This window comes from Microbacterium sp. ZW T5_45, from assembly GCF_044987415.1.
Lineage (GTDB): Bacteria > Actinomycetota > Actinomycetes > Actinomycetales > Microbacteriaceae > Microbacterium.
In genome coordinates this window covers 51,464-70,420 of the sequence record NZ_JBJDRJ010000005.1, presented here as the reverse complement: position 1 = coordinate 70,420, position 18,957 = coordinate 51,464, and the positions used below count along the sequence as shown (strand labels likewise).

The following is an 18,957-nucleotide window of genomic DNA, read 5'->3' as shown; positions in this document are numbered from 1 at the left end:
GGGACTCGCGCGTCGCAGATAGCGAGGCGATCGAGTCGACGGGGGTGGCTGTCCGTTCAGCTACACATTCGGCAACACACGCCAACGCAGCCGGGCATCATCATCCCGGCAGTCCTGTTCGCCTCCTGGGCGGACGAGAGACGTGCGTTGGTGGTCATGGGGGGATTATGTCCGAAGAAGTCCGCGCGTGTCAAAACCGCCCCCGTGTCGAGGGGGCCGCGTAACGTTGCGGATATGACGATCTCCAGTGCGGTAAAGGGTCTGGTCTTCACGGATGAGAAGGACGCGTCGCGCTACACGCTGACGCACGACGGGCGGCTCGTGAGCGTGCTCGACTATCGGGACGACGGGCGCACGGTGGCGCTCACGAGAGCCTTCACGATCCCGACTTTCCGCGGAAAAGGCTATGCGGCGAAGGTCGTCGAGCGAGCTGTCGCCGACCTCGAGGAACGCGGTGACCGGTCGGTCGACGCGGTGTGCTGGTATGTGGCCGACTGGTTCGCGGCGCACCCTGAGCACGCCTATCTGCTGCGTACACGATGACCGTTCGTATGTGACATCGTGTTACGAAATCGCCCTCGGGCGGGTCTGCGAGGATGGCCGCATGAAACTTGCCGAGGCGCTCACCGCGCGAGCCGATCTGCAGCGTCGCATCGAACAGCTCAGAGCACGAGTCACGTCCAACGCCCGATATCAGGAGGGTGAAGAGCCGTCCGAAGACGCCTCCGCACTTCTCGTCGAGGCGCAGGGTGCCCTGGAACAGCTGCGCGAGCTCATCCGCCGCATCAACGCGACGAACTCCCGGCTCTCACTCGGAGCCGACGGCACGATGACCGACGCGCTCGCGGCCCGCGACGTGCTGCGCCTGCACCACTCGCTGCTGACGGATGCCGCGGCGGCGGCATCCGGTTCGCACGGGCTCCGTCAGCTGCGGTCCGAACTGCGGCAGATCGCGGCACTCCCGGTCGCGGAGCTGCGTCAGCGGGCGGATGCCGTGGCGCGGGAACTGCGCGAACTCGACAATCGCATCCAGGAGGCGAACTGGACGCACGACCTGGAAGAATAGGCGGAAGTCGGTAGTCACGACGAAGCGGGCACGACCCCTGCCGGTGGGGCAAGACCGGCACCTGTCGGGCGGAGGGCAGCCCAGATCTCGCATCGCGCAGCCCCGCACCCCGCACAGGAGATCGCGCACCGCGCACTCCGCATCACCGTGTGCCGGTCGTCGTGACGAGGGTGGGTCAGGGGACCTTCCGCCCGTTCTCCCTGGTCGGCTCGTCGTGCGCGCGGCACGCCTCGACGGCAATGTCCGAGGCCCTCCGTAGCGTGGAGGCATGCGAATCCTGCACACCTCCGACTGGCACATCGGCCGCAGCTTCCACGGTCATTCGACCATGGACGCACTCGCCGAGGTGCTCGCGGCGTTGACGGCCCAGGTGCGCGAGCATGGAGTCGACGTGGTGCTCGTCGCGGGTGATGTGTTCGATTCGGCCACACCCTCCGGTCCCGCGTACACCCTGCTCGGCGACGCGCTCGTCGCGCTGCACGAGACCGGTGCTCGGGTGATCGTGACCAGCGGCAACCACGACTCGGCCGCGAGGCTCGGATTCCAGGCGAGGCTGCTGCGCGACGGCATCCACGTGCTCACGGATCCGCTCGCGATCGGCACCCCGGTCACCGTGTCCGACGACCACGGCCCCGTGCACTTCTACGGCATCCCCTACCTCGAGCCGGCGATCGTCCGCCCGCTCTGGCCCGACGCGCAGCTGCGCACCCAGGCGCAGACGATGGCGCACGCGATGGATCTCGTGCGTGCGGGCATGCGCGAGCACGCCGGGCGCTCGGTCGCGATGGCGCACTGCTTCGCCGCGGGCGTCGATGCGACGGCCGGCCTCGAGCGCGAGGTACGTCAGGGCGGCCTCGACGTCGTGCCGCTCGACGTCTTCTCCGGCCCGGACTACGTGGCGCTCGGTCACATCCACGGTCGTCAGCAGCTGAGCGAGGGCGTGCGGTACGCCGGCGCGCCTCTGCACTACAGCTTCGGCGAACAGCACAAGCCCCGCGGATCGTGGCTCGTCGACCTCGACGCATCCGGTCTCGCGGCGGTCGAGTGGCTCGAGCTCCCGGTGCCCCGCCGGCTCGTCACGCTCACGGGAACGCTCGACGAGATCCTGACCGAGGCGAACGTCGCCGCACATGCGGACGACTGGGTGTGCGCGGTGTACACCGACGAACTGCCGCAGTCCGATCCGATGCGGCGTCTGCGGGAGCGCTTCCCGTTCTGCGCCCTCGTGCAGCATCAGCCGACGAGTTCGAGCGATGACGGGCACCTCTCCTACGTCGAGCGCCTGCACGGTGCCGTCAGCGACAGCGAGCGCATCGAGGCTTTCCTCGAGCACGTTCGCGCCGGCCACGGCCCGACGGTGCTGGAGAGCGAGCTGATCCGCGACGTTCTCGACGAGCGCGTGCGCGACGAGGCGCTCGTCTGATGGCCATGCAGGTCCTGATGACCGCGGACTCCCTGTCGAGAGTGGACTCTCCGGTGACCGTGGGCTCTCTGTTGAGCGTGGACTCTCTGACGAGCGTGGGGGCCCCGGCGAGCACGGGGATCCGATGAGGCTGCACCGTCTCGAGGTCGAGGGATTCGGGCCCTTCCGTGACCGTCAGGTCGTCGACTTCGACCGGTTCGCCGATGACGGCATCTTCCTCATCGCCGGGCGCACCGGGGCGGGCAAGTCGAGCATCCTCGATGCGGTGTGCTTCGGTCTGTACGGGGGAGTGCCCCGCTACGACGGCGGAGAGAAGCGCCTGAGGAGCGACCACAGCGAGCCCGACGACCCCAGCCGGGTCTGCGTCGAGTTCAGCACGGTTGCCGGGCGCTTCCGGGTGACGCGCTCGCCGGAGTACCTTCGACCGGCCAAGCGCGGCGGGGGCATGACCAAGCAGGCCGCCGCCGTCTCGCTCGAGGAGTGGACGGGGGATGCCTGGGCGGGTCGAGCTGCGCGCGCGGTCGATGTCGCGCACGAACTCGATGAGATCCTCCAGCTCAGCCGGGAGCAGTTCCTGCAGGTGATCCTGCTCGCGCAGAACCGGTTCTCGGAGTTCCTGCTCGCGGGCAGCAAGGAACGCCAGTCGCTGCTGCGCAAGCTCTTCGGCACCGAGCGCTTCGAAGACGTGCAAGCGCGGTTCGAGGAGCGACGTCGTGCAGCAGAGCAGGCTCTCGGCGCACGATTGGCGACGGTGTCGGCGCGTGTCGACGAAGCGGAGCGGCTGGTCGACACGGCGGAACTGTGGGGTGAGAGATCGCAGACCGCGGATGCGGAGGCCGGGAGCCCTGATAGGGCGAGCCCTGATACGGCGAGCCCTGGTGGTGCCTACTCGTCCGGCGACATCGAGCCCGGTTCTCTTTCCGGTATGTCCACCGACGAGCGTCTCGCTGTCCTCGACCGTGCGCGCGCTCGGGCCGACTATCGCGCCGAGCGGAGCGCGGCCGCCCGTGACGAGGCCGAGGCGAAGGTCTCCGTGGCCGATATCGCGCTGTCCGCGTTGCGAGAGGATCGTCGTGCGCAACTCGAGCGGGACCGAGCTCGAGCTGCTGTCCAAGAACTCGACGCGCAGGAACCGGTCATCGCCGCTGCGCGCAAAGAACTCGCCGACGCGCGGTCGGCCGAGGTGCTCCGCGCGCCGATCGCCGTGGCCGCACGCGCGGCGCAGAGACTGATCGATGCGGCGGCGCACGAGCAGGAGACCCGAAGACACTGGCACGAGTCGGCGGACACCGGCGCCGACGTCGACGGCGCTACGGGTGCGGACGGCGCGACGGGTGCGGACGGCGCGGATGGCGCTAGCGGAGACGCCCGTACTTCCGATGCGGGAGCAGACATCGCAGGGGGATCCGACAGCGGCGCCACAGGCGCCTCCGCGGACGCGTCCCGTTCCGAGCCGGTCCTCGACGAGGACGGCGATCCCGCGGAGCAGGTCGCCGCGCTCGATTCCTGGGTCACGGAACGCACGAAGGAGCTCGGTGCCTGGGCACGCGCGCAGCAGGTCGAGGAGGGGCTCTCCGCGCTGCACGCGAAGCAGCGCGCCCTCGGAGAGCGCATCGACGGGCTCCTCGACCGACTCGCGGTGACCGAGTCCGAGCGCCGAACGCTCCCGGCCAGGATCGCCGAGCTGACCCTCGCGCGCGACGATGCTCGGCGCATCGCCGACCGTGATCAGGACCTTGCCCGCGCGGAGGAGGTGGCGGCGTCCCGGACGGCTGCGGCATCCGAGGTGCAGGCGCTCGCAGCGCAGGAGGCGAGCGAGGACGCAGCGGTCAACGACGCTGCAGAGGCCCTGGCCGCGGCGCAGCTCAGGTTCGCCGAGCTGCGGCGACGCCGCTCGGAGGGGATGGCGGGAGAGCTCGCCTCCGCCCTCGCGGCGGACGAGCCCTGTCCGGTCTGCGGTTCCTCCGAGCATCCGCGGCCGGCTGTGCACACCGATCCGGTCTCGGAAGACGACGTCGCCGTCGCGGAGGCGGCGCGCGATGCGGCGTCCGCACGTGAGCGTGCCGCGGCCGCCGATCTGGCGAAGACCCGCGCGGCCCTCGCCGCGGCCGGTGCCCGAGCAGAAGGGCGCACCGTCGAGCAGGCCGTCGCCGAGCAGGAGAAGGCGGCGCGCGAGCACGCCGAGAGCGTCGCCGCTGCGACGACGGTGAGCGGACTCGGCAGCGAGATCGACGAGCTCGCGGCCCGCGTCGAGCGGCTGGATGCCGAGGCGGAGACCACCGAGTCGGAACTCGTGTCGGCTCGGGAGGAGCAGGCGCTGATCGCCCAGCGTGTCATCGACGCCGAGGATGAGGTCGCCGCGGCCAAGGGGGCTTTCGCCTCCGTGGCCGAGCGGATCACGCACCTCGAAGGGCGGACCGCCACAGCATCGGCGCTCGCGGCCGCGATCGCCGAGACAGCGCGGTGCGCGGCCGCGAAGGCGGATGCCGAGGCTGAGCGCGGCGCCGCTCTCGCCGCCTCCGACTTCGACGATCTCAGCGCCGTGGAACTCGCCTTCCGGTCCGAGGGCGTGCAGGCGGCGCTGTCCGCACGCATCGATGAGCACGCCGCGAGGAGGGGAGCGGAGCGGGCGATCCTGCTCGACCTCGAGCTGCGCACCCTTCCCGAGGACCCCATCGATCTCGCCCCCGCCGAGCTCGCCGCCGCGGAGGCGCGGCGGGCATGGTCCACCGCTGTCGACACCGCTGCCCGCACTGCGAGCACACGCGATCAGCTCGGGTCCCTGCTGGACGCGGCGCGCCACGAGCACCGCGCCGTCGCCGCGGATGCCGCCGAGTTCGAGGTGCTGCGTGGACTCGCCGACGTGATCGCGGGGCGCGGCGAGAACACCCGCAAGATGACGCTCGAGACGTTCGTGCTCGCCGCCGAACTCGAGGAGATCGTCGATGCGGCGAACCGTCGGCTCGACGACATGTCCAGCGGGCGCTACCAGCTCCGCCACTCCGACGCGCTCGCGGCGCGAGGTGCGGCATCCGGTCTCGGAATCGACGTCTTCGACGCGTTCACCGGGCAGACCCGCCCCGCCCGCTCGCTCTCGGGCGGAGAGACGTTCCTCAGCTCACTGGCGCTGGCGCTCGGACTCGCCGAAGTCGTCACCGCCAGGGCCGGCGGCATCCGCCTCGACACGCTGTTCATCGACGAGGGATTCGGGTCGCTGGACGCGGACACCCTCGAGGTGGCCATGCGGACCCTCGACGAGCTGCGTCAGGGCGGCCGCACGGTCGGCGTGATCAGTCACGTCGAGGCGATGCAGGAGCAGATCCCCGCGCAGCTCACGGTGCGCACGACCCCCGAGGGACCGAGCGTCATCGAGACGCGCTGACGCCCGGGCCCGACCGTCAGGGCCTGGTCGTCAGACCCCGTACTCCTCGCGGATGCGCTCGCGAAGCTGCTCGCTGCAGCGCGCGATGGCCGCGTGGAAGTCGTCCAGGGCGCCGTCCTCGGCACCATCCGAGACCGCCCGGAACGCGCGGATCGGCACGCCGAACTGCTCGGCGACCCAGATGTACGCGAACGTCTCCATGTCGACCAGCGCGGCACCCATCGGCCGGATGACGGCGGTGACGCCGGCATCGTCGACGAAGCTGTCTCCGGTCGCGATGATCACACCCTCGCGGCCGGTGCTCACGACGGCAGGCAACGACACATGCCGGCCCTGCACGCCGTCGAGATCCCTGACGTCGTGCTGCACGGCGGTGGCGATCTCGTGCGCTCCCGGAGCGAGCTGCGGGTCGATGCCGCCCGCCGTCCCGACCACGACGATCTCGTCGTACTCGCCGGCATCCAGGGCGCGGGTGAGGGCGTAGGTCGCCTTCATCTTGCCCTCGCCGGTGACCAGGCGGTCGAAGCCGGGCAGCGGGTCGGGGAAGGCGGCGAGTTCGGAGGCCATGGCGGCGACGAGGAGTTTCACCGCACCATCCTGTCATTTCCTGGGGGATCGCACGCCGCGTCACCCCGCCGTAACAGTGCGGGGGGATACTGAGAGGGATCCGACGACGAATGAGGAGTCCCCGTGTCCTTGCAGCAGCAGATCATCGACGCACTCGGCGTGAAGGCCGAGATCGATCCCGAAGCCGAGGCGGAGCGGCGGGTGCAGTTCCTCGTCGACTACCTGCGCGCGACCGGGGCTCGAGGGTTCGTGCTGGGCATCTCGGGCGGTCAGGACTCCACGCTCGCCGGGCGGCTGGCCCAGCTCGCCGTCGAGAGGGTTCGCGCTGAGGGCGGCGAAGCGCGGTTCCTCGCGGTGCGGCTGCCGTACCGCGTGCAGCACGACGCGGCGGATGCCGAAGCGGCGCTCGCCTTCATCTCCCCGGACTCCTCCGTCGAGGTGAACATCCAGAACGGCGTGGACGGCGTCGAGGAGGACATCGAGTTCGCCGTCACCAGCGACATCAGCGACTTCAACCGCGGCAACATCAAGGCGCGGGTGCGCATGGTCACCCAGTACGCGCTCGCAGGGCACGACGGACTACTCGTGATCGGGACCGACCACGCTGCGGAGGCCGTCACCGGCTTCTACACCAAGTTCGGTGACGGTGCGGCGGACATCCTGCCGCTCTCCGGGCTCAGCAAGCGGCAGGGGCGTGCGGTGCTGCGTACGCTCGGTGCGCCGGAGCGTCTGTACCTCAAGGTGCCGACCGCTGATCTGCTGGACGGTACGCCCGGGCGGGCGGACGAGGACGAGCTCGGACTCACCTATGAGCAGATCGACGACTTCCTCGAGGGCGAGTCCGTCGATCCCGAGGTCGCCGGACGCATCGAGGCGAAGTATCTCGCCACCCAGCACAAGCGCAACCTGCCGGTCACCCCGGACGACACCTGGTGGCGCTGAGCCGTCGAACGAGGTACCCGTGATGCCGGACGCTGAGGGCGCGGCGAAGGCGCCGTCGCTCCGAAGGCAGACCTGGGTCGGGCTTCAGGGGATCGGGCCGGTCGTCGTGGTCGGCACGGTCGCATTGGGCTGCCTAGTGGTGCAGCTACCAAAGCCGTTCGTCGACGTGTCTATGGTCGCGCTGCTCGCGTTGGGCGTCGGTGCGTTCGTCTTTTTGGCGAACAGGTTTGGTCCAGAGGAGGCGCATCGGCGGGTTGCCGAGGCGCGGAGCATCTGGGTGCGGACGGCGTCTGGTGGGTGGATGGAGCCGGATGGTCCGGCGGACCCGCAGGATGTCGCTCTCTCGTTGCCGCGTTCGTGGCAGGTCGTCGCGGCGTGCGGACGGTTGAGGTTCCCGGTCGAGGGCACGATGATTCGGGCGGAGACGTGGGTACGGCATCCGATTCGGGGGTCGAAGCGGTCTCCGAGTCGGGTGGAGGTCGTGGCAGCGGATGCGGTGACCGGGCCGGAGCGCGTGTTCGTGCAGATCGGGTTGTCGGTGGATCCGTTGCTTGTGGCCCCGGCCGCGTCGCTGAGGGGCCGTTCGACGGAGGAGCCTGTGTGGGCTGAGGCCGTGCGTGAGCGTGTGGGTCAGCATCGGGATGTTCTTGCGACGGTGTCCGTCGGTCGTGAGCGGGTGATCCTGTTCGCGCTCGATGATCCGCGTCTGGAGACGCTGGAACGACGGGCTCGGCTCGTGCGGGACATCGCCGTGATGGTGTCGCAGGCAGAATCCGGACGGTGAGCGACGTCGGAGGCCGCGGCTAGGGTCGAAGCATGCGGATCGATCCTGACTCTCAGCGCGTCATCTGGAGCGCCAGCGACCTCAAGGCTGCGGCCGAATGCGAGTTCGCGTGGTGCCGGGCGATCGATGCCAAGCTCGGCCGCGTTCCCGCCGTGGAGGAGCCCGAGGATGCGACGCTCGAACGCGCCGCGCGACTCGGCGATCTGCATGAGGAAGCGGTTCTCGCCGCCTACGTGCGGGAATTCGGCGCAGACGGTGTGCACCAGGTCGCGAAGGTGCGATCCGGCGACGCCGATGCCCTCGCCGCGGTCGTGGCCGAGACGAACGCGGCTCTCGCCTCGCCGGTGCAGGTGGTGTTCCAGGCCGCCTTCGCCACCGAGGAGTTCGTCGGGTTCGCCGACTTCCTCCGGCGCGATGACGACGGCCGCTGGCGCGTCGAGGACTCCAAGCTCGCGCGCAGGGCTCGGGTGACCGCTCTCATGCAGCTGGCGGCATATGTCGACCAGCTCGACCGGCTCGGCATCCCGCGATCCGACGAGGTCGACCTCATCCTCGGCGACGGCTCACGCAGCACGCATCGGGTCGACGATCTGCTGCCGCTGTTCCGCGTGCGTCGGGCACGGCTGCGCGCCCTGATCGCCGATCGCCGCATCGATCAGGGCGCTGCGGGCGCACCGCTCGCCTGGGGCGATGATCGCGGTGACCTCGAGATCGTCGCGTGCGGTCGATGCGCGACCTGCGAGGAGCAGGTCGTCGCCCATCGTGACCTGTTGATGGTCGCGCGGATGCGCCCTGTGCAGCGGGCGCGGCTGCGCGCCGCCGGCATCGAGACGATCGATCAGCTGGCGACGGCATCCGCTGCTCCCGAGGGCATGAACCCCGACACGTTCGCGAACCTGCGGGCTCAGGCCGCGCTGCAGCTGCGCGCAGATGCCGAGGGCGCGCCGACATACGACGTGCACTACGCGGCTGCCATCCACACGCTGCCGGTGCCGAGCCACGGCGACATCTTCTTCGACTTCGAGGGCGATCCGCTCTACACCGAGCCCGCCCCCGACGGCGAGGCGCACTGGGGTATCGACTACCTCTTCGGGTGGGTCGACAACGTCGATCAGTACTCCGCGATCTGGGCGCACGACTTCGCCGCCGAGAAGAAGGCGCTCGAGGACTTCCTCGACTTCGTCGCCGCTCGCAGAGCCGCTCATCCGGGCATGCACATCTATCACTACGCGCCCTACGAGACCTCGCATCTCGTGGCGATGGCGGCGCGGCACGGCGTGCGCGAGGGAGAGGTCGACCGGCTGCTGCGCGAAGGGGTGTTCGTCGATCTCTACCCGCTCGTGCTCCGCACCGTGCGCGTCGGATCGCGGTCGTACTCGATCAAGAAGCTCGAACCCCTGTACATGGGTGACGAGGTGCGCACCCAGGACGTGCAGAAGGGCGACGACTCGATCGTCAGGTACGTCGCCGCGCGCGAGCTCGCCGCGGCGGGGGAGAAGTCCGAGGCGGACGCGATACTGGCGGACCTCGCCGACTACAACCGCTACGACTGCGTGTCGACGAGGCGGCTGCGGAACTGGCTGATCGACATCGCCCGGCAGAAGGGAGTGCGGCCGGCGCCGCCCGATCAGAGCGAAGACGTCGTCTACGAGCCCTCGCCCCTGTCGGTCGCGCTGCTGAGAGATGCGGAGCGCGATGCCGAACATGGTGGCGACGGCGAGGTGCATCGCATCGCCGCGGCCGCCATCGACTACTTCCCGCGCGAGGCGAAGAGCTTCTGGGTCTCGCACTTCCAGCGCTTGCGCGAGCCCGTGTCGATGTGGGACAGCACCCGCGATGTGGTCCGGGTCGACAGATCGACCTCGGTCGTCAGCCGGGAATGGAGTATCGGCGAGGGGCGTCGGGTGCTGTCGCGCGACGTCGAGATCCGCGGAGAGGTCTCCCCGGGCACCACGCTCGGGGCGGGCGCCCAGCCGTTCGCCCTGTACGAGATGCCGGCACCCTTCGACGCGGATGCTCCGTCGCGAGCGGTCCACGCGGCGCGTGCCGTGACCGTCATCGAGGTGCTCGACGACGGCTATCTGATCACCGAGACCGCGGTCAACGGCGAGACCTGGGACGAGCTGCCGCTGGCGCTGACTCCGGCGGCGCCTCCGCGGGTGGTGTCGCTGCAGGGGGCGATCGATGAATGGGCGGATGCCGTGCACCTCGCCGCCCCCGCATTCCCGTCCGATGCGGCGACGGACATCCTCCGCCGGCTCCCACCGCGCACCGCGTCGGGAGCGCCGCTCCCGGATGCGGTGGACGACACGATCGACGCGATCGTCCGCGGCATCCTCGATCTCGATCGCAGCTACCTGGCCGTGCAAGGCCCTCCGGGAACCGGCAAGACCTACACCGGTTCCCAGGTCATCGCCCGACTCGTGAACGAGCACGGATTCCGGATCGGTGTGGTGGCGCAGTCGCACGCCATCATCGAGACCCTCCTCGAGCGCGTCGTCGCCGACGGCGTCGACCCCTCGAAGGTGGGCAAGGCGCCGAAGAGCGACGACGGGGATCCGTCGTACACGGTGATCCCCAAGAACGGGATGGCGGCGTTCCTCGCCGAGCATCCGACCGGAGCGGTCGTCGGAGGCACCGCATGGGACTTCAGCAACACGCAGCGGGTCGAGCGCGGTGGACTCGACCTGCTGGTCATCGACGAAGCAGGGCAGTTCTCCCTCGCCTCGACCATCGCGGTCGCGGCCGGTGCGAAGAACCTGCTGCTGCTCGGGGACCCGCAGCAACTGCCGCAGGTCAGCCAAGGGGCTCACCCCGAGCCGGTCGACACCTCTGCACTGGGATGGGTGATGGACGGCGACGCGGTCGTCCGCCCCGAGTACGGCTACTTCCTCGCTCGCTCCTGGCGGATGCATCCCGCGGTGGCTGCGCCCGTCTCGCGGCTCTCGTACGCCGGTCGCCTGGCATCGGCACCCGGAACCGAGCGGCGCGCCCTCGAGGGCATCGAACCCGGACTGCACGTGATCCCTCTCCGGCACCGGGGCAATGCGACGCAATCCCCGCAGGAGGCCGCCGAGGTCGTACAGCTCGTCCGGGGGCTGATCGGTCGGACGTTCACCGACACCGCCTTCGCCGATCAGGCTCCCTCCGACGACGGCCTCACCGACGCCCGCGGCCCGGCCGATGGCGATGAGGACGGCGGCGCGCAGCAGCCCGGATGTCCGCTTGCGCAGAGCGACATCATCGTCGTCGCGCCGTACAACGCCCAGCGCCAGCTCGTGCACGACGCTCTCGCTGCGGCGGGCTTCCCCGATGTCCCGGTGGGCACGGTCGACAATTTCCAGGGCAAGGAGGCCGTGGTCTCCATCACGACCCTCGCCGCCTCGAGCGGCCGGGATGCCCCGCGCGGTCCCGAGTTCCTGCTGCTGCAGAACCGTCTCAACGTCGCGATATCGCGAGCGCAGGTCGCGGCCTTCCTCATCCACTCGCCCGCCCTGCTCGACGACCTGCCGCACACACCGGAGGGAGTCGTGCGGCTGAGCGCGTTCGCCCGGCTCGTCGGCGCAGCGGAGGAACCCGCGGCGGTCTCGCCGGCGTCTCCGCTGTCGCTGGCGCCGACGTCGCTCTGAGCGGGCGTCACATCATCCGTACACGTTTCATCGGCCGAACAGACAGGAGTGACATGCATACGAGAACCGACGTGCTCAGAGCATCCGCTGAATGGGTCTGGCTTCCGCGCGGGTGCGATCACGAGACGACGGATCTGCAGCTCGTGCGATACCCGGCGCGGTTCGGCGGGGGAGTGCGGGGGTCACGCGTGGAGTCGAGCTCCGATGCGGCCTCCGTGCTCGACCGCGCGATCGAGAAGACGCGCGTCTGGGGCGAGCGCGAGCTGACCTTCTGGACGAACGAGTCCGACATTCCGGACCTCGAGCAGGAGCTGCAGGCGCGCGGCGCGGAGCACATCGACACGGTCGCGGTGTTCGCGCAGGCGATCGCCGGCATCTCCGTGCCGGTTCCGGAGGATGCCGTCGCGGAGATCATTCGCACCGAGGCGCAGATCCGCCGCATGGATGCGGTGAACGTCGCGGTCTGGGGGCAGAAGCCGCTCGACGACGAGGGCATCCTCACTGAGCTCGCAGAGACGACGAGAGCGCTCGAGGATCGCTCGGGCCTGCGCGTGCTCGCCGCTCTCGACGGACAGCCGGTGAGCACCGGCGGGTGCACGGTGGTCGACGGGTTCGTCAGGCTCTGGGGCGCCGCGACGATCGAGTCCGCGCGCGGACGCGGTTCATATCGCGCCGTTCTCGCCGAGAGACTCCGCGCGAGTGCGGAGTTCGGAGCGACGACCGCGATCGTGAAGGGTCGCGTGTCGACCTCGGCGCCGATCCTCGCCCGCGTCGGCTTCGAGCGCTTCGGTGACGAGCGCGCCTACCGCCTCGAGGTCTGAGGCGGCGCGCCCATCACCGGCATCCTCATCCCTTCACCGCACCCGCCATCACGCCCGAGACCAGCTGCTTGCCGGCCAGCACGAGAACGAGCAGCAGCGGAGCGGCGACCAGGAAGACGCCGGCCATCACGAGGCCGGTGTCCGAGGTGAACGCGCCACGCAGCTGCGGCACGACGAGAGGCATCGTCAACTGCGAGCGCATGACCACGGACGGCCAGAAGAAGCTGTTCCACGAGCCGATGAACGTGAACAGTGCGAGCGTCGCGGCGGCCGGGCGCGCGGCCGGCAGTGCGATCGACCAGAATGTGCGCAGCATCGATGCGCCGTCGACCCGCGCGGCTTCGATGAGTTCGTAGGGCAGCGCCTCCTGCAGGTACTGCGTCATCCAGAACACACCGAACGCTCCGACGAGACCGGGCACGGTCAGCGCGAGGAGCGAGTCGATCCATCCGAACTCGTTCATCATCACGAACAGCGGGATCGTCCCGACCTGCGCGGGGATCACCATGGTCGCGATCACGGCGAGGTAGAGAGCCTGCCGGCCTCGGAAGCGCAGCTTCGAGAAGCTGAATCCCGCGAGGGCCGAGAAGAACACTACGGAGGCGCTCACGATGCAGGCCACGAGCAGGGAGTTGGCGAAGGCGAGCCAGAAGCTGAACTGCTCCGAGGCGAAGACCTGGCCGAAGTTCTCCAGCAGGTGCAGCGTCGGCAGCCAGCGCGGGAGGCTGCCGAAGGCCCGGGTGATCTCCGTGGTGGTCGACGAGCCGTAGATCGCCGCGGCGTACAGGGGGAAGACCGACACGATGAACACGACCGCGAGGAACGCGTAGGAGAGCCATCCGGGGACGCTCGGCCCGCGCCGACGCGACGAGATCGGACGACCGCGCTCGGCCCGCTTCTTCGCGTACTTCGCCGCCGAGCGGCCCGCGGTGTTCTCGATGAAACCCGTGCTCATCGTCGGGCTCCCTTCTTCATGGTGACGAGCGTCTGCGTTGCCGAGGTCGGCGCCGGGGGCGCCAGGGGAGTTCGCCTGCGTCGTCGCGGAGCATCCGTCGACGAGATCGAGCGAGTGATCACGAGGTTCAGCATGGAGATCGCGAAGATGATCAGGGCGAGGATCCACCCGACCGCGGCCGCCTGACCGAGACGGTCCTGCCAGTCCCCGAATCCGAGGTTGTAGAGGTAGAGCACGACCGTGGTCCACTGACCGTCCGATCCGCCGGCTCCGCCGCTCGTCCCCCCGCCGTCGAACAGCCTCGCCTCGTCGAAGATCTCGAGGCCTCCGATCGTCATGGTGAGGATGACGAAGATGAGTGTCGGACGGATGCTGGGGATCGTCACGGAGAAGAACTGCCGCACGCGTCCCGCGCCGTCCACCGTGGCCGCCTCGTAGTACTCACGAGGAACCGCCTGCATCGCGGCGAGGAGGATGAGCGCGTTGTAGCCCGTCCACCGGAACACGACCATCGAGCCGATGGCCACGTGCGACAGGATCCTCTCCTGGAAGAACGGGGAGTCGCTCTCGGTGAACAGTCCGAGGGCGTGCAGGTTGGGCACGAGGACGCCGAACTGACCGAACAGCTGTCCGAAGATCATCGCGGTCGCCGCGGGCATGACCACGAAGGGGATCAGGACGCTCATCCGCCAGAAGGTCCGCGCACGCAGGTTCTGATCGAGTACGGCGGCGATGAGGAGCGCGAGGATGAGCTGGGGGATCCCGCCCCAGAGGAAGATCGAGATCGTGTTCTCCAGCGACCGCCAGAACATGGGCTGCTGCAGGACCCAGGCGAAGTTGTCGAATCCGACGAAGTCGCCCATGCCCGCCCGGCGATGCCAGTCGTGCAGGGCCACGACGATGTTGAAGAGCAGCGGGAAGGCGCCGAAGATCGCGAAGACGATGAAGAACGGCGAGACATACAGGTAGGGCGAGACCTTGACGTCCCAACGGGACAGCTTCTGCCCCCAGCCCAGGCGCTTCACGCGGGGTGGCGCCGTCGTTTCACGAGACATGGCTCGGACCTTTCATGCAATGGACGGGATCGGTGTCGGCCTGCCGCCGAAGGATGGCGGCAGGCCGACGGCACTCACTCGGAGGTGCTCACTCGGCGGTGTCGAAGCCGAGCGAGTCGAACTCGTCGACCACCTTGTCCCAGGCCTCTTCGGGGGTCGCGCCTCCGGCCTCGACGAGGCTGATGCCCTCCGTCACCAGCGTCTGGATGCCTGCGAAGTTCTCGCCGCGGAATCCGCCGGCCGCCGCGTCGCCGGCGGCTGCGGCCAGTTCGCCGTACGTCGCACCGACCTTCTGCCCGCCGAAGAACTCGTTCTCGGTGTCGGCAATGTCGGGGCTGGCGATCGCCTCGAGCTGCGAGGGGAACTGTCCCGTCTCGTGGAACCACTGCACGGCGGCATCCGGCGTGGTCAGATAGTCGGCGAGCTTCACGGCCCACTCGGTGTTCTCACCCGTCGAGGGGACGGCGAAGAACGAGCCGCCCCAGTTGCCTCCGCCGTCGGGGAACGTCTCCGAGACGCGCCATCCCGGGATGCCGTCGGCGCTGTCGGCGATGATGCCGGCCATCCACGCAGGGGTCACGACCGTGGCCCACTGCTTGTTCTGGAATCCGGCGCCCCAGTCGGCGTGTCCGATCGGGATACCCGCCGAGATGCCGTCCTGAGCGGCGTCCGCGAACATCATGAAGAGTTCCTTGACGTTGTCGTTTTCAGCCATGTCGTAGGGCTTGCCGGACTCGGGGTCTTCGAACGCGGAGGGCAGGAGGTTGATCGCTGCCTGGAACGCGCTCGAGAGGGAGTCGATGTAGTAGTTGTCGGCGGAGGCGACGTACTCGCGTCCGGCGTCGAGGAAGGACTGCCACGTCGCGGCATCCCCGCCGATGAACTCTCCGAACGACGCGTCGTCGGTCGCCAGCCCGGCCGTGCTCAGCATGTCCTGGTTGAAGGCGATGCCCAGCGGCCCGATGTCGGTGCCGTAGCCGGTGATCACGCCGTCGACCGACCCCTGAGTGACCTTCCAGTCGACCCAGCGGTCCGGGATCTCGGGCAGCTCCACCCAGTCCTCCGGCACGGCCATCATCTCGGTCCACCAGTCGAGCTCGATCAGGTGCACGTCCGACAGGCCGGCACCGTTCGAGGACAGGCCGTTGCGGAGCACCGTCTGGGCAGAGGCGCCGTCCGGGAACGAGTTGACCACCACCTCGATGCCGTACTCGTCTTCGAACGAGTCCAGGAGCTCCTGAGGGAAGTCCATCCAGGCGGCCACGGTCAGCTTGTCGGGCTTGTTGCCGTCGGTCGCCTCGCCGCCGGAGTCGCCGCCCCCTGAGCAGGAGGCGAGAGCGGCCGTGGCGAGAGCGGTCGTGAGCAGTACTGCTCCGATCCGAATGTGATTCTTCATGTGTGTGGTGTCCTTCCGAAACGTCGTCGTCAAGGGTGATGCGGGTCAGCGGGTGGTGTGCGGGAAGATCGAGGTCACAGCCCAGGGGCTGAGCGTCTCATCGATCTCGAGGCGACCGTCGTGGTCGACGACGATCGTGCGTCGGTCGAGGTCATCGGCGATCCTCATGAGATCGGCGGCGGCCTCGCGGGAGAGGTTCAGCGGTCGTCCTTGCCGGAGCCAGGCCTCCACGACGTTGCCGTGCTCGAGGTCGAGCGTCTCGACCACGTAGACGTCGCCGGGGGTGAGTCCCGAGAGGGAGTGCCGGATGCGGCGCTCCGGTCCTTCCGAGGACAGGGCGCGAGCCTGGTCGTGCGAGGCGGCGTCGCCGATCGAGCGCGACCCCATCGACTCGGGATAGTTGAAGAACACCGCCGTGACGGCATCCGATGCGGTCCGTGTGATGATCCCGTGCTCGGTCTGACGCACGACCCGGTCGCCGAGCCTCGCGAGCATCGCCATCGCGTGGAAGGTCGGCTTGTGGATCCCCTGCTCGTTGATCAGGCCGAAGCCGCCGTGGAAGGGGCCGATGCCGCCCCCGCCCTCTTCGAAGATGTCGGTGAACGTCCAGTACGAGATCGAGTCTGCGAGCTCGTGGCTCTGGAGGAGGGCGCGGACGATCGCCGTCGCCGCGTACACGGTGTCGTGCATCCGGTCACGGCTCGACGGTGACGTCGACCACTCCGTGATGTGAATCGCCGCGTTCGGGTACGGCGACTCCGCGAGGATTCGCGTCAGCTGCTCGAGATCCTTCCTCGTCGCATCGCGGTCCCGGCTGATCGCCCGGCCGACGCCCTGCGTGTCGAAGGCGAAATCGGTCGGATAGAGATGCGTCGACAGGAAGTCGAGCGGAAGGTCCCGCTCGGCGCAGTAGTCGAGGAGCTCGCGGATCCAGACCGGCTTCCACGGCAGACTCGACGGATCCTGTGCCTCGGCGGTCGCGGCCTCGACGCTCTTGTCGTGATACTCCCCGTCGTACCGGGAGTCCGGGACGAAGACCGATGATGACGGTCCGCCCACCTGCAGGCGGTCGTCGATCGCCTTGATCGTGCGCGCGGTGGCCTCGTACAGCTCGAAGTACTGCGTCCGGGTGCCCGTCCAGAAGTGGGGCACGAGATTGGGCTCGTTCCACACCTCGAAGGGCCACATCCGCACCTCGTCGATCCCGTAGCGCTCGATCCAGTGCTCGACGGTCTTCGCGACCAGCTCGGTCCACAGGTTCATGTCCTTCGGCGGGCTGCAGTGCGCTCCCCACCAGAACACCGTCTCGGTCTCGGTCGCGAGTTCCCGGGGCATGAAGCCCAGCTCCACGAAGGGGCGGGCTCCAGTGGCGAGGATCGCGTCGAACACCTTGTCGACATAGGCGAAGGTGTGCACGGGCTCGGCGAGCGGGGTCGGCGGGCCGAAGCCGCCGCCGCTGGAGGCGCGATAGACGAACATGTCGTCGTGGAACACTCCGTGGAACCGTACGTAGCGAGCGCCGAGCGTGCGGACGACCTCCTGGAACTGCGCTTGCCAGTCGGCGCGGAGGGCCTCATTGGCGCGGCCGGCGCCGATGCAGGCGTTCCAGACATGTCGCAGGGGTGAGTCGGTGGACGGGATGCCATCCACCTCGAGTGTCCGCGTCAGCGCGATCGACACGCATGACCTCCTTTGGTCCGAGAAGAAGTAGGAACGAAAATGTTTCGCAACTTGTATCGCGATTCTGATCGTAGGGATTGAATGCAGGGCTGTCAATAGCGCAAGAGCACTGGACGCGATGCGAGTGATGAGTAGACTGGTTACGAAACATATTTCGAGAACGGATTCGCATGACGGATGCACACGCCACGCGTCGCCCGACGCTCTCCGATATCGCCGCAGCTGTCGGCGTCTCCAAGGGCACGGTCTCCAAGGCGCTCAACGGGCGCGGCGACATCTCGTCGGAGATGCGGGAGCGCGTGCTCGCCGCCGTCGCGGAGCTCGACTACCGCCCGACGACGCTCGGCGCCTCGGCATCCGCACGCCGAGCGATCGCCGTGGTGTTCGACCTTCCCGCCTCGCCCTACATCCTGGGTGTGCTGCAGGGCGTCCTCGCGGCGACGAATGCCGCGGAGTACGACCTTCTGACGTGCCTCGCGCCCGAGCGTGAGGCACGCGGGCACCGGGGGACGGCGCGCCAATGGGTCGCGGACAGGCAGCATTCCGGCGTGGTCGGCTTCATCGGCCTGACCCTGTCCGGTCCGTCGGCGCTCATCGAGGCGGCGCACGGCGCGGGGCTCCCTTTCGTGATCGTGGATCCGGTCGACACCGAGAGTCGCAGCATGGTCAGCGTCGGCTCGAGCAACTGGGCGGGGGCGCGCACCGCGACCGAGCACCTCATCGCGTTGGGGCATGAGCGCATCGCGTGGATCGGCGGTCCCGAGGCCTCGGCCGCAGCGCGGGACCGTGTGTACGGCTATCAGGCGGCCCTCGATGCAGCCGGCCTGACGATCGATCCGACGCTCGTGCGATCCGCGCGGTTCTCGGTCGATGCCGGTCGTGAGCACGCGCGTGAGCTGCTGGGGCTCGAGCGACCGCCCACCGCGATCATGGCCGCCGACGATGAGATCGCCTTCGGCGTGCTCTCGACGGCGCACGATCTCGGCATCCGCGTCCCTGATCAGCTGAGCGTCACCGGCTTCGACGACACTCCTCAGGCGGCGTGGACGACCCCGCCCCTCACGACCGTGCACCAGCACCTCGAGGGCATGGGGGCGATGGCGGTGCAGACGATCCTCGCGATGGCGGACGGCGGGCGTCCGTCGTCCCGGCACGTCGAACTGGCCACCTCGCTCACCGTGCGCGAGAGCACGGGCCCCGTCTCCGAAAGTCGTGCGGGCTGACGCGTCGGACGGGTCGTCGCGTCAGACGGCGCTA

14 protein-coding genes are annotated in these 18,957 nt (G+C 69.1%); 9 read left to right on the top strand and 5 right to left on the bottom strand.

Going from position 1 to position 18,957, the window contains the following annotated elements:
- Positions 1 to 234: 234 nt before the first annotated feature.
- The 4 genes from ACI3KS_RS03730 (at position 235) to ACI3KS_RS03715 (ending at position 5,871) form a co-directional block, all read left to right on the top strand.
- Positions 235 to 543, top strand: coding sequence for a GNAT family N-acetyltransferase (locus ACI3KS_RS03730; protein WP_404915337.1), 309 nt, complete (start codon positions 235 to 237; stop codon positions 541 to 543).
- A 61-nt stretch (positions 544 to 604) separates the two neighbouring features.
- Complete coding sequence (locus ACI3KS_RS03725; protein WP_404915336.1) at positions 605 to 1,066, top strand: DIP1984 family protein; 462 nt, start codon at positions 605 to 607, stop codon at positions 1,064 to 1,066.
- Positions 1,067 to 1,334: 268 nt separating this feature from the next.
- Positions 1,335 to 2,489, top strand: a complete 1,155-nt coding sequence (locus tag ACI3KS_RS03720) for an exonuclease SbcCD subunit D (protein ID WP_404915334.1) — start codon at positions 1,335 to 1,337, stop codon at positions 2,487 to 2,489.
- A gap of 124 nt (positions 2,490 to 2,613) precedes the next feature.
- Positions 2,614 to 5,871, top strand: coding sequence for an AAA family ATPase (locus ACI3KS_RS03715; protein ID WP_404915332.1), 3,258 nt, complete (start codon positions 2,614 to 2,616; stop codon positions 5,869 to 5,871).
- Positions 5,872 to 5,901: 30 nt separating this feature from the next.
- Here the strand turns inward: ACI3KS_RS03715 and ACI3KS_RS03710 are convergent, their stop codons facing one another.
- The gene (locus tag ACI3KS_RS03710) at positions 5,902 to 6,459 is read right to left on the bottom strand and encodes a nucleoside phosphorylase (protein WP_404915330.1); all 558 of its coding nucleotides are present in this window, start codon (positions 6,457 to 6,459) and stop codon (positions 5,902 to 5,904) included.
- A 102-nt stretch (positions 6,460 to 6,561) separates the two neighbouring features.
- Here ACI3KS_RS03710 and nadE point away from each other — a divergent pair, with 102 nt between their 5' ends.
- From nadE to ACI3KS_RS03690, 4 genes are read left to right on the top strand one after another with little or no spacing between them, the layout of a single operon-like run.
- On the top strand, positions 6,562 to 7,380 hold the full coding sequence (gene nadE, locus ACI3KS_RS03705) for an ammonia-dependent NAD(+) synthetase (protein WP_404915328.1): 819 nt from the start codon (positions 6,562 to 6,564) through the stop codon (positions 7,378 to 7,380).
- A gap of 22 nt (positions 7,381 to 7,402) precedes the next feature.
- Positions 7,403 to 8,164, top strand: a complete 762-nt coding sequence (locus tag ACI3KS_RS03700) for a hypothetical protein (RefSeq protein ID WP_404915326.1) — start codon at positions 7,403 to 7,405, stop codon at positions 8,162 to 8,164.
- A gap of 32 nt (positions 8,165 to 8,196) precedes the next feature.
- Positions 8,197 to 11,793 carry a TM0106 family RecB-like putative nuclease gene (locus tag ACI3KS_RS03695; protein ID WP_404915324.1) on the top strand — a complete coding sequence of 1,199 codons (3,597 nt, stop codon included), beginning with the start codon at positions 8,197 to 8,199 and terminating at the stop codon, positions 11,791 to 11,793.
- A 53-nt stretch (positions 11,794 to 11,846) separates the two neighbouring features.
- Positions 11,847 to 12,614 (top strand): hypothetical protein, encoded by a 768-nt coding sequence (locus ACI3KS_RS03690; RefSeq protein ID WP_404915322.1) that lies wholly within the window; start codon positions 11,847 to 11,849, stop codon positions 12,612 to 12,614.
- A gap of 25 nt (positions 12,615 to 12,639) precedes the next feature.
- On the opposite strand, the gene ACI3KS_RS03685 is transcribed toward ACI3KS_RS03690, so the two are convergent.
- The 4 genes from ACI3KS_RS03685 to ACI3KS_RS03670 all read right to left on the bottom strand — a co-directional run bounded on the left by ACI3KS_RS03685 (position 12,640) and on the right by ACI3KS_RS03670 (position 17,700).
- Positions 12,640 to 13,569, bottom strand: a complete 930-nt coding sequence (locus tag ACI3KS_RS03685) for a carbohydrate ABC transporter permease (RefSeq protein WP_404915320.1) — start codon at positions 13,567 to 13,569, stop codon at positions 12,640 to 12,642.
- Positions 13,566 to 14,624: a carbohydrate ABC transporter permease gene (locus ACI3KS_RS03680; protein ID WP_404915318.1), complete on the bottom strand. Its 1,059-nt coding sequence runs from the start codon at positions 14,622 to 14,624 to the stop codon at positions 13,566 to 13,568. The genes ACI3KS_RS03685 and ACI3KS_RS03680 overlap by 4 nt, the downstream gene beginning before the upstream one ends.
- 88 nt (positions 14,625 to 14,712) lie before the next feature.
- On the bottom strand, positions 14,713 to 16,020 hold the full coding sequence (locus ACI3KS_RS03675) for an extracellular solute-binding protein (protein WP_404915316.1): 1,308 nt from the start codon (positions 16,018 to 16,020) through the stop codon (positions 14,713 to 14,715).
- A gap of 45 nt (positions 16,021 to 16,065) precedes the next feature.
- Positions 16,066 to 17,700, bottom strand: a complete 1,635-nt coding sequence (locus ACI3KS_RS03670; RefSeq protein WP_404915314.1) for a GH39 family glycosyl hydrolase — start codon at positions 17,698 to 17,700, stop codon at positions 16,066 to 16,068.
- A 170-nt stretch (positions 17,701 to 17,870) separates the two neighbouring features.
- Here ACI3KS_RS03670 and ACI3KS_RS03665 point away from each other — a divergent pair, with 170 nt between their 5' ends.
- Entirely contained in the window at positions 17,871 to 18,923 is a 1,053-nt protein-coding gene (locus ACI3KS_RS03665; protein WP_404915312.1) for a LacI family DNA-binding transcriptional regulator, read from the top strand.
- The last annotated feature ends 34 nt before the right edge of the window (positions 18,924 to 18,957 follow it).

Excerpts from the sequence above, each read along its gene's own strand:
- ACI3KS_RS03690 (WP_404915322.1), top strand. The coding sequence starts at position 11,847 with ATGCATACGAGAACCGACGTGCTCAGAGCATCCGCTGAATGGGTCTGG.
- ACI3KS_RS03665 (WP_404915312.1), top strand. The coding sequence starts at position 17,871 with ATGACGGATGCACACGCCACGCGTCGCCCGACGCTCTCCGATATCGCC.
- ACI3KS_RS03685 (WP_404915320.1), bottom strand. The coding sequence starts at position 13,569 with ATGAGCACGGGTTTCATCGAGAACACCGCGGGCCGCTCGGCGGCGAAG.
- ACI3KS_RS03725 (WP_404915336.1), top strand. The coding sequence starts at position 605 with ATGAAACTTGCCGAGGCGCTCACCGCGCGAGCCGATCTGCAGCGTCGC.
- ACI3KS_RS03715 (WP_404915332.1), top strand. The coding sequence starts at position 2,614 with ATGAGGCTGCACCGTCTCGAGGTCGAGGGATTCGGGCCCTTCCGTGAC.
- ACI3KS_RS03680 (WP_404915318.1), bottom strand. The coding sequence starts at position 14,624 with ATGTCTCGTGAAACGACGGCGCCACCCCGCGTGAAGCGCCTGGGCTGG.
- ACI3KS_RS03700 (WP_404915326.1), top strand. The coding sequence starts at position 7,403 with ATGCCGGACGCTGAGGGCGCGGCGAAGGCGCCGTCGCTCCGAAGGCAG.
- ACI3KS_RS03675 (WP_404915316.1), bottom strand. The coding sequence starts at position 16,020 with ATGAAGAATCACATTCGGATCGGAGCAGTACTGCTCACGACCGCTCTC.
- ACI3KS_RS03720 (WP_404915334.1), top strand. The coding sequence starts at position 1,335 with ATGCGAATCCTGCACACCTCCGACTGGCACATCGGCCGCAGCTTCCAC.
- ACI3KS_RS03695 (WP_404915324.1), top strand. The coding sequence starts at position 8,197 with ATGCGGATCGATCCTGACTCTCAGCGCGTCATCTGGAGCGCCAGCGAC.
- ACI3KS_RS03730 (WP_404915337.1), top strand. The coding sequence starts at position 235 with ATGACGATCTCCAGTGCGGTAAAGGGTCTGGTCTTCACGGATGAGAAG.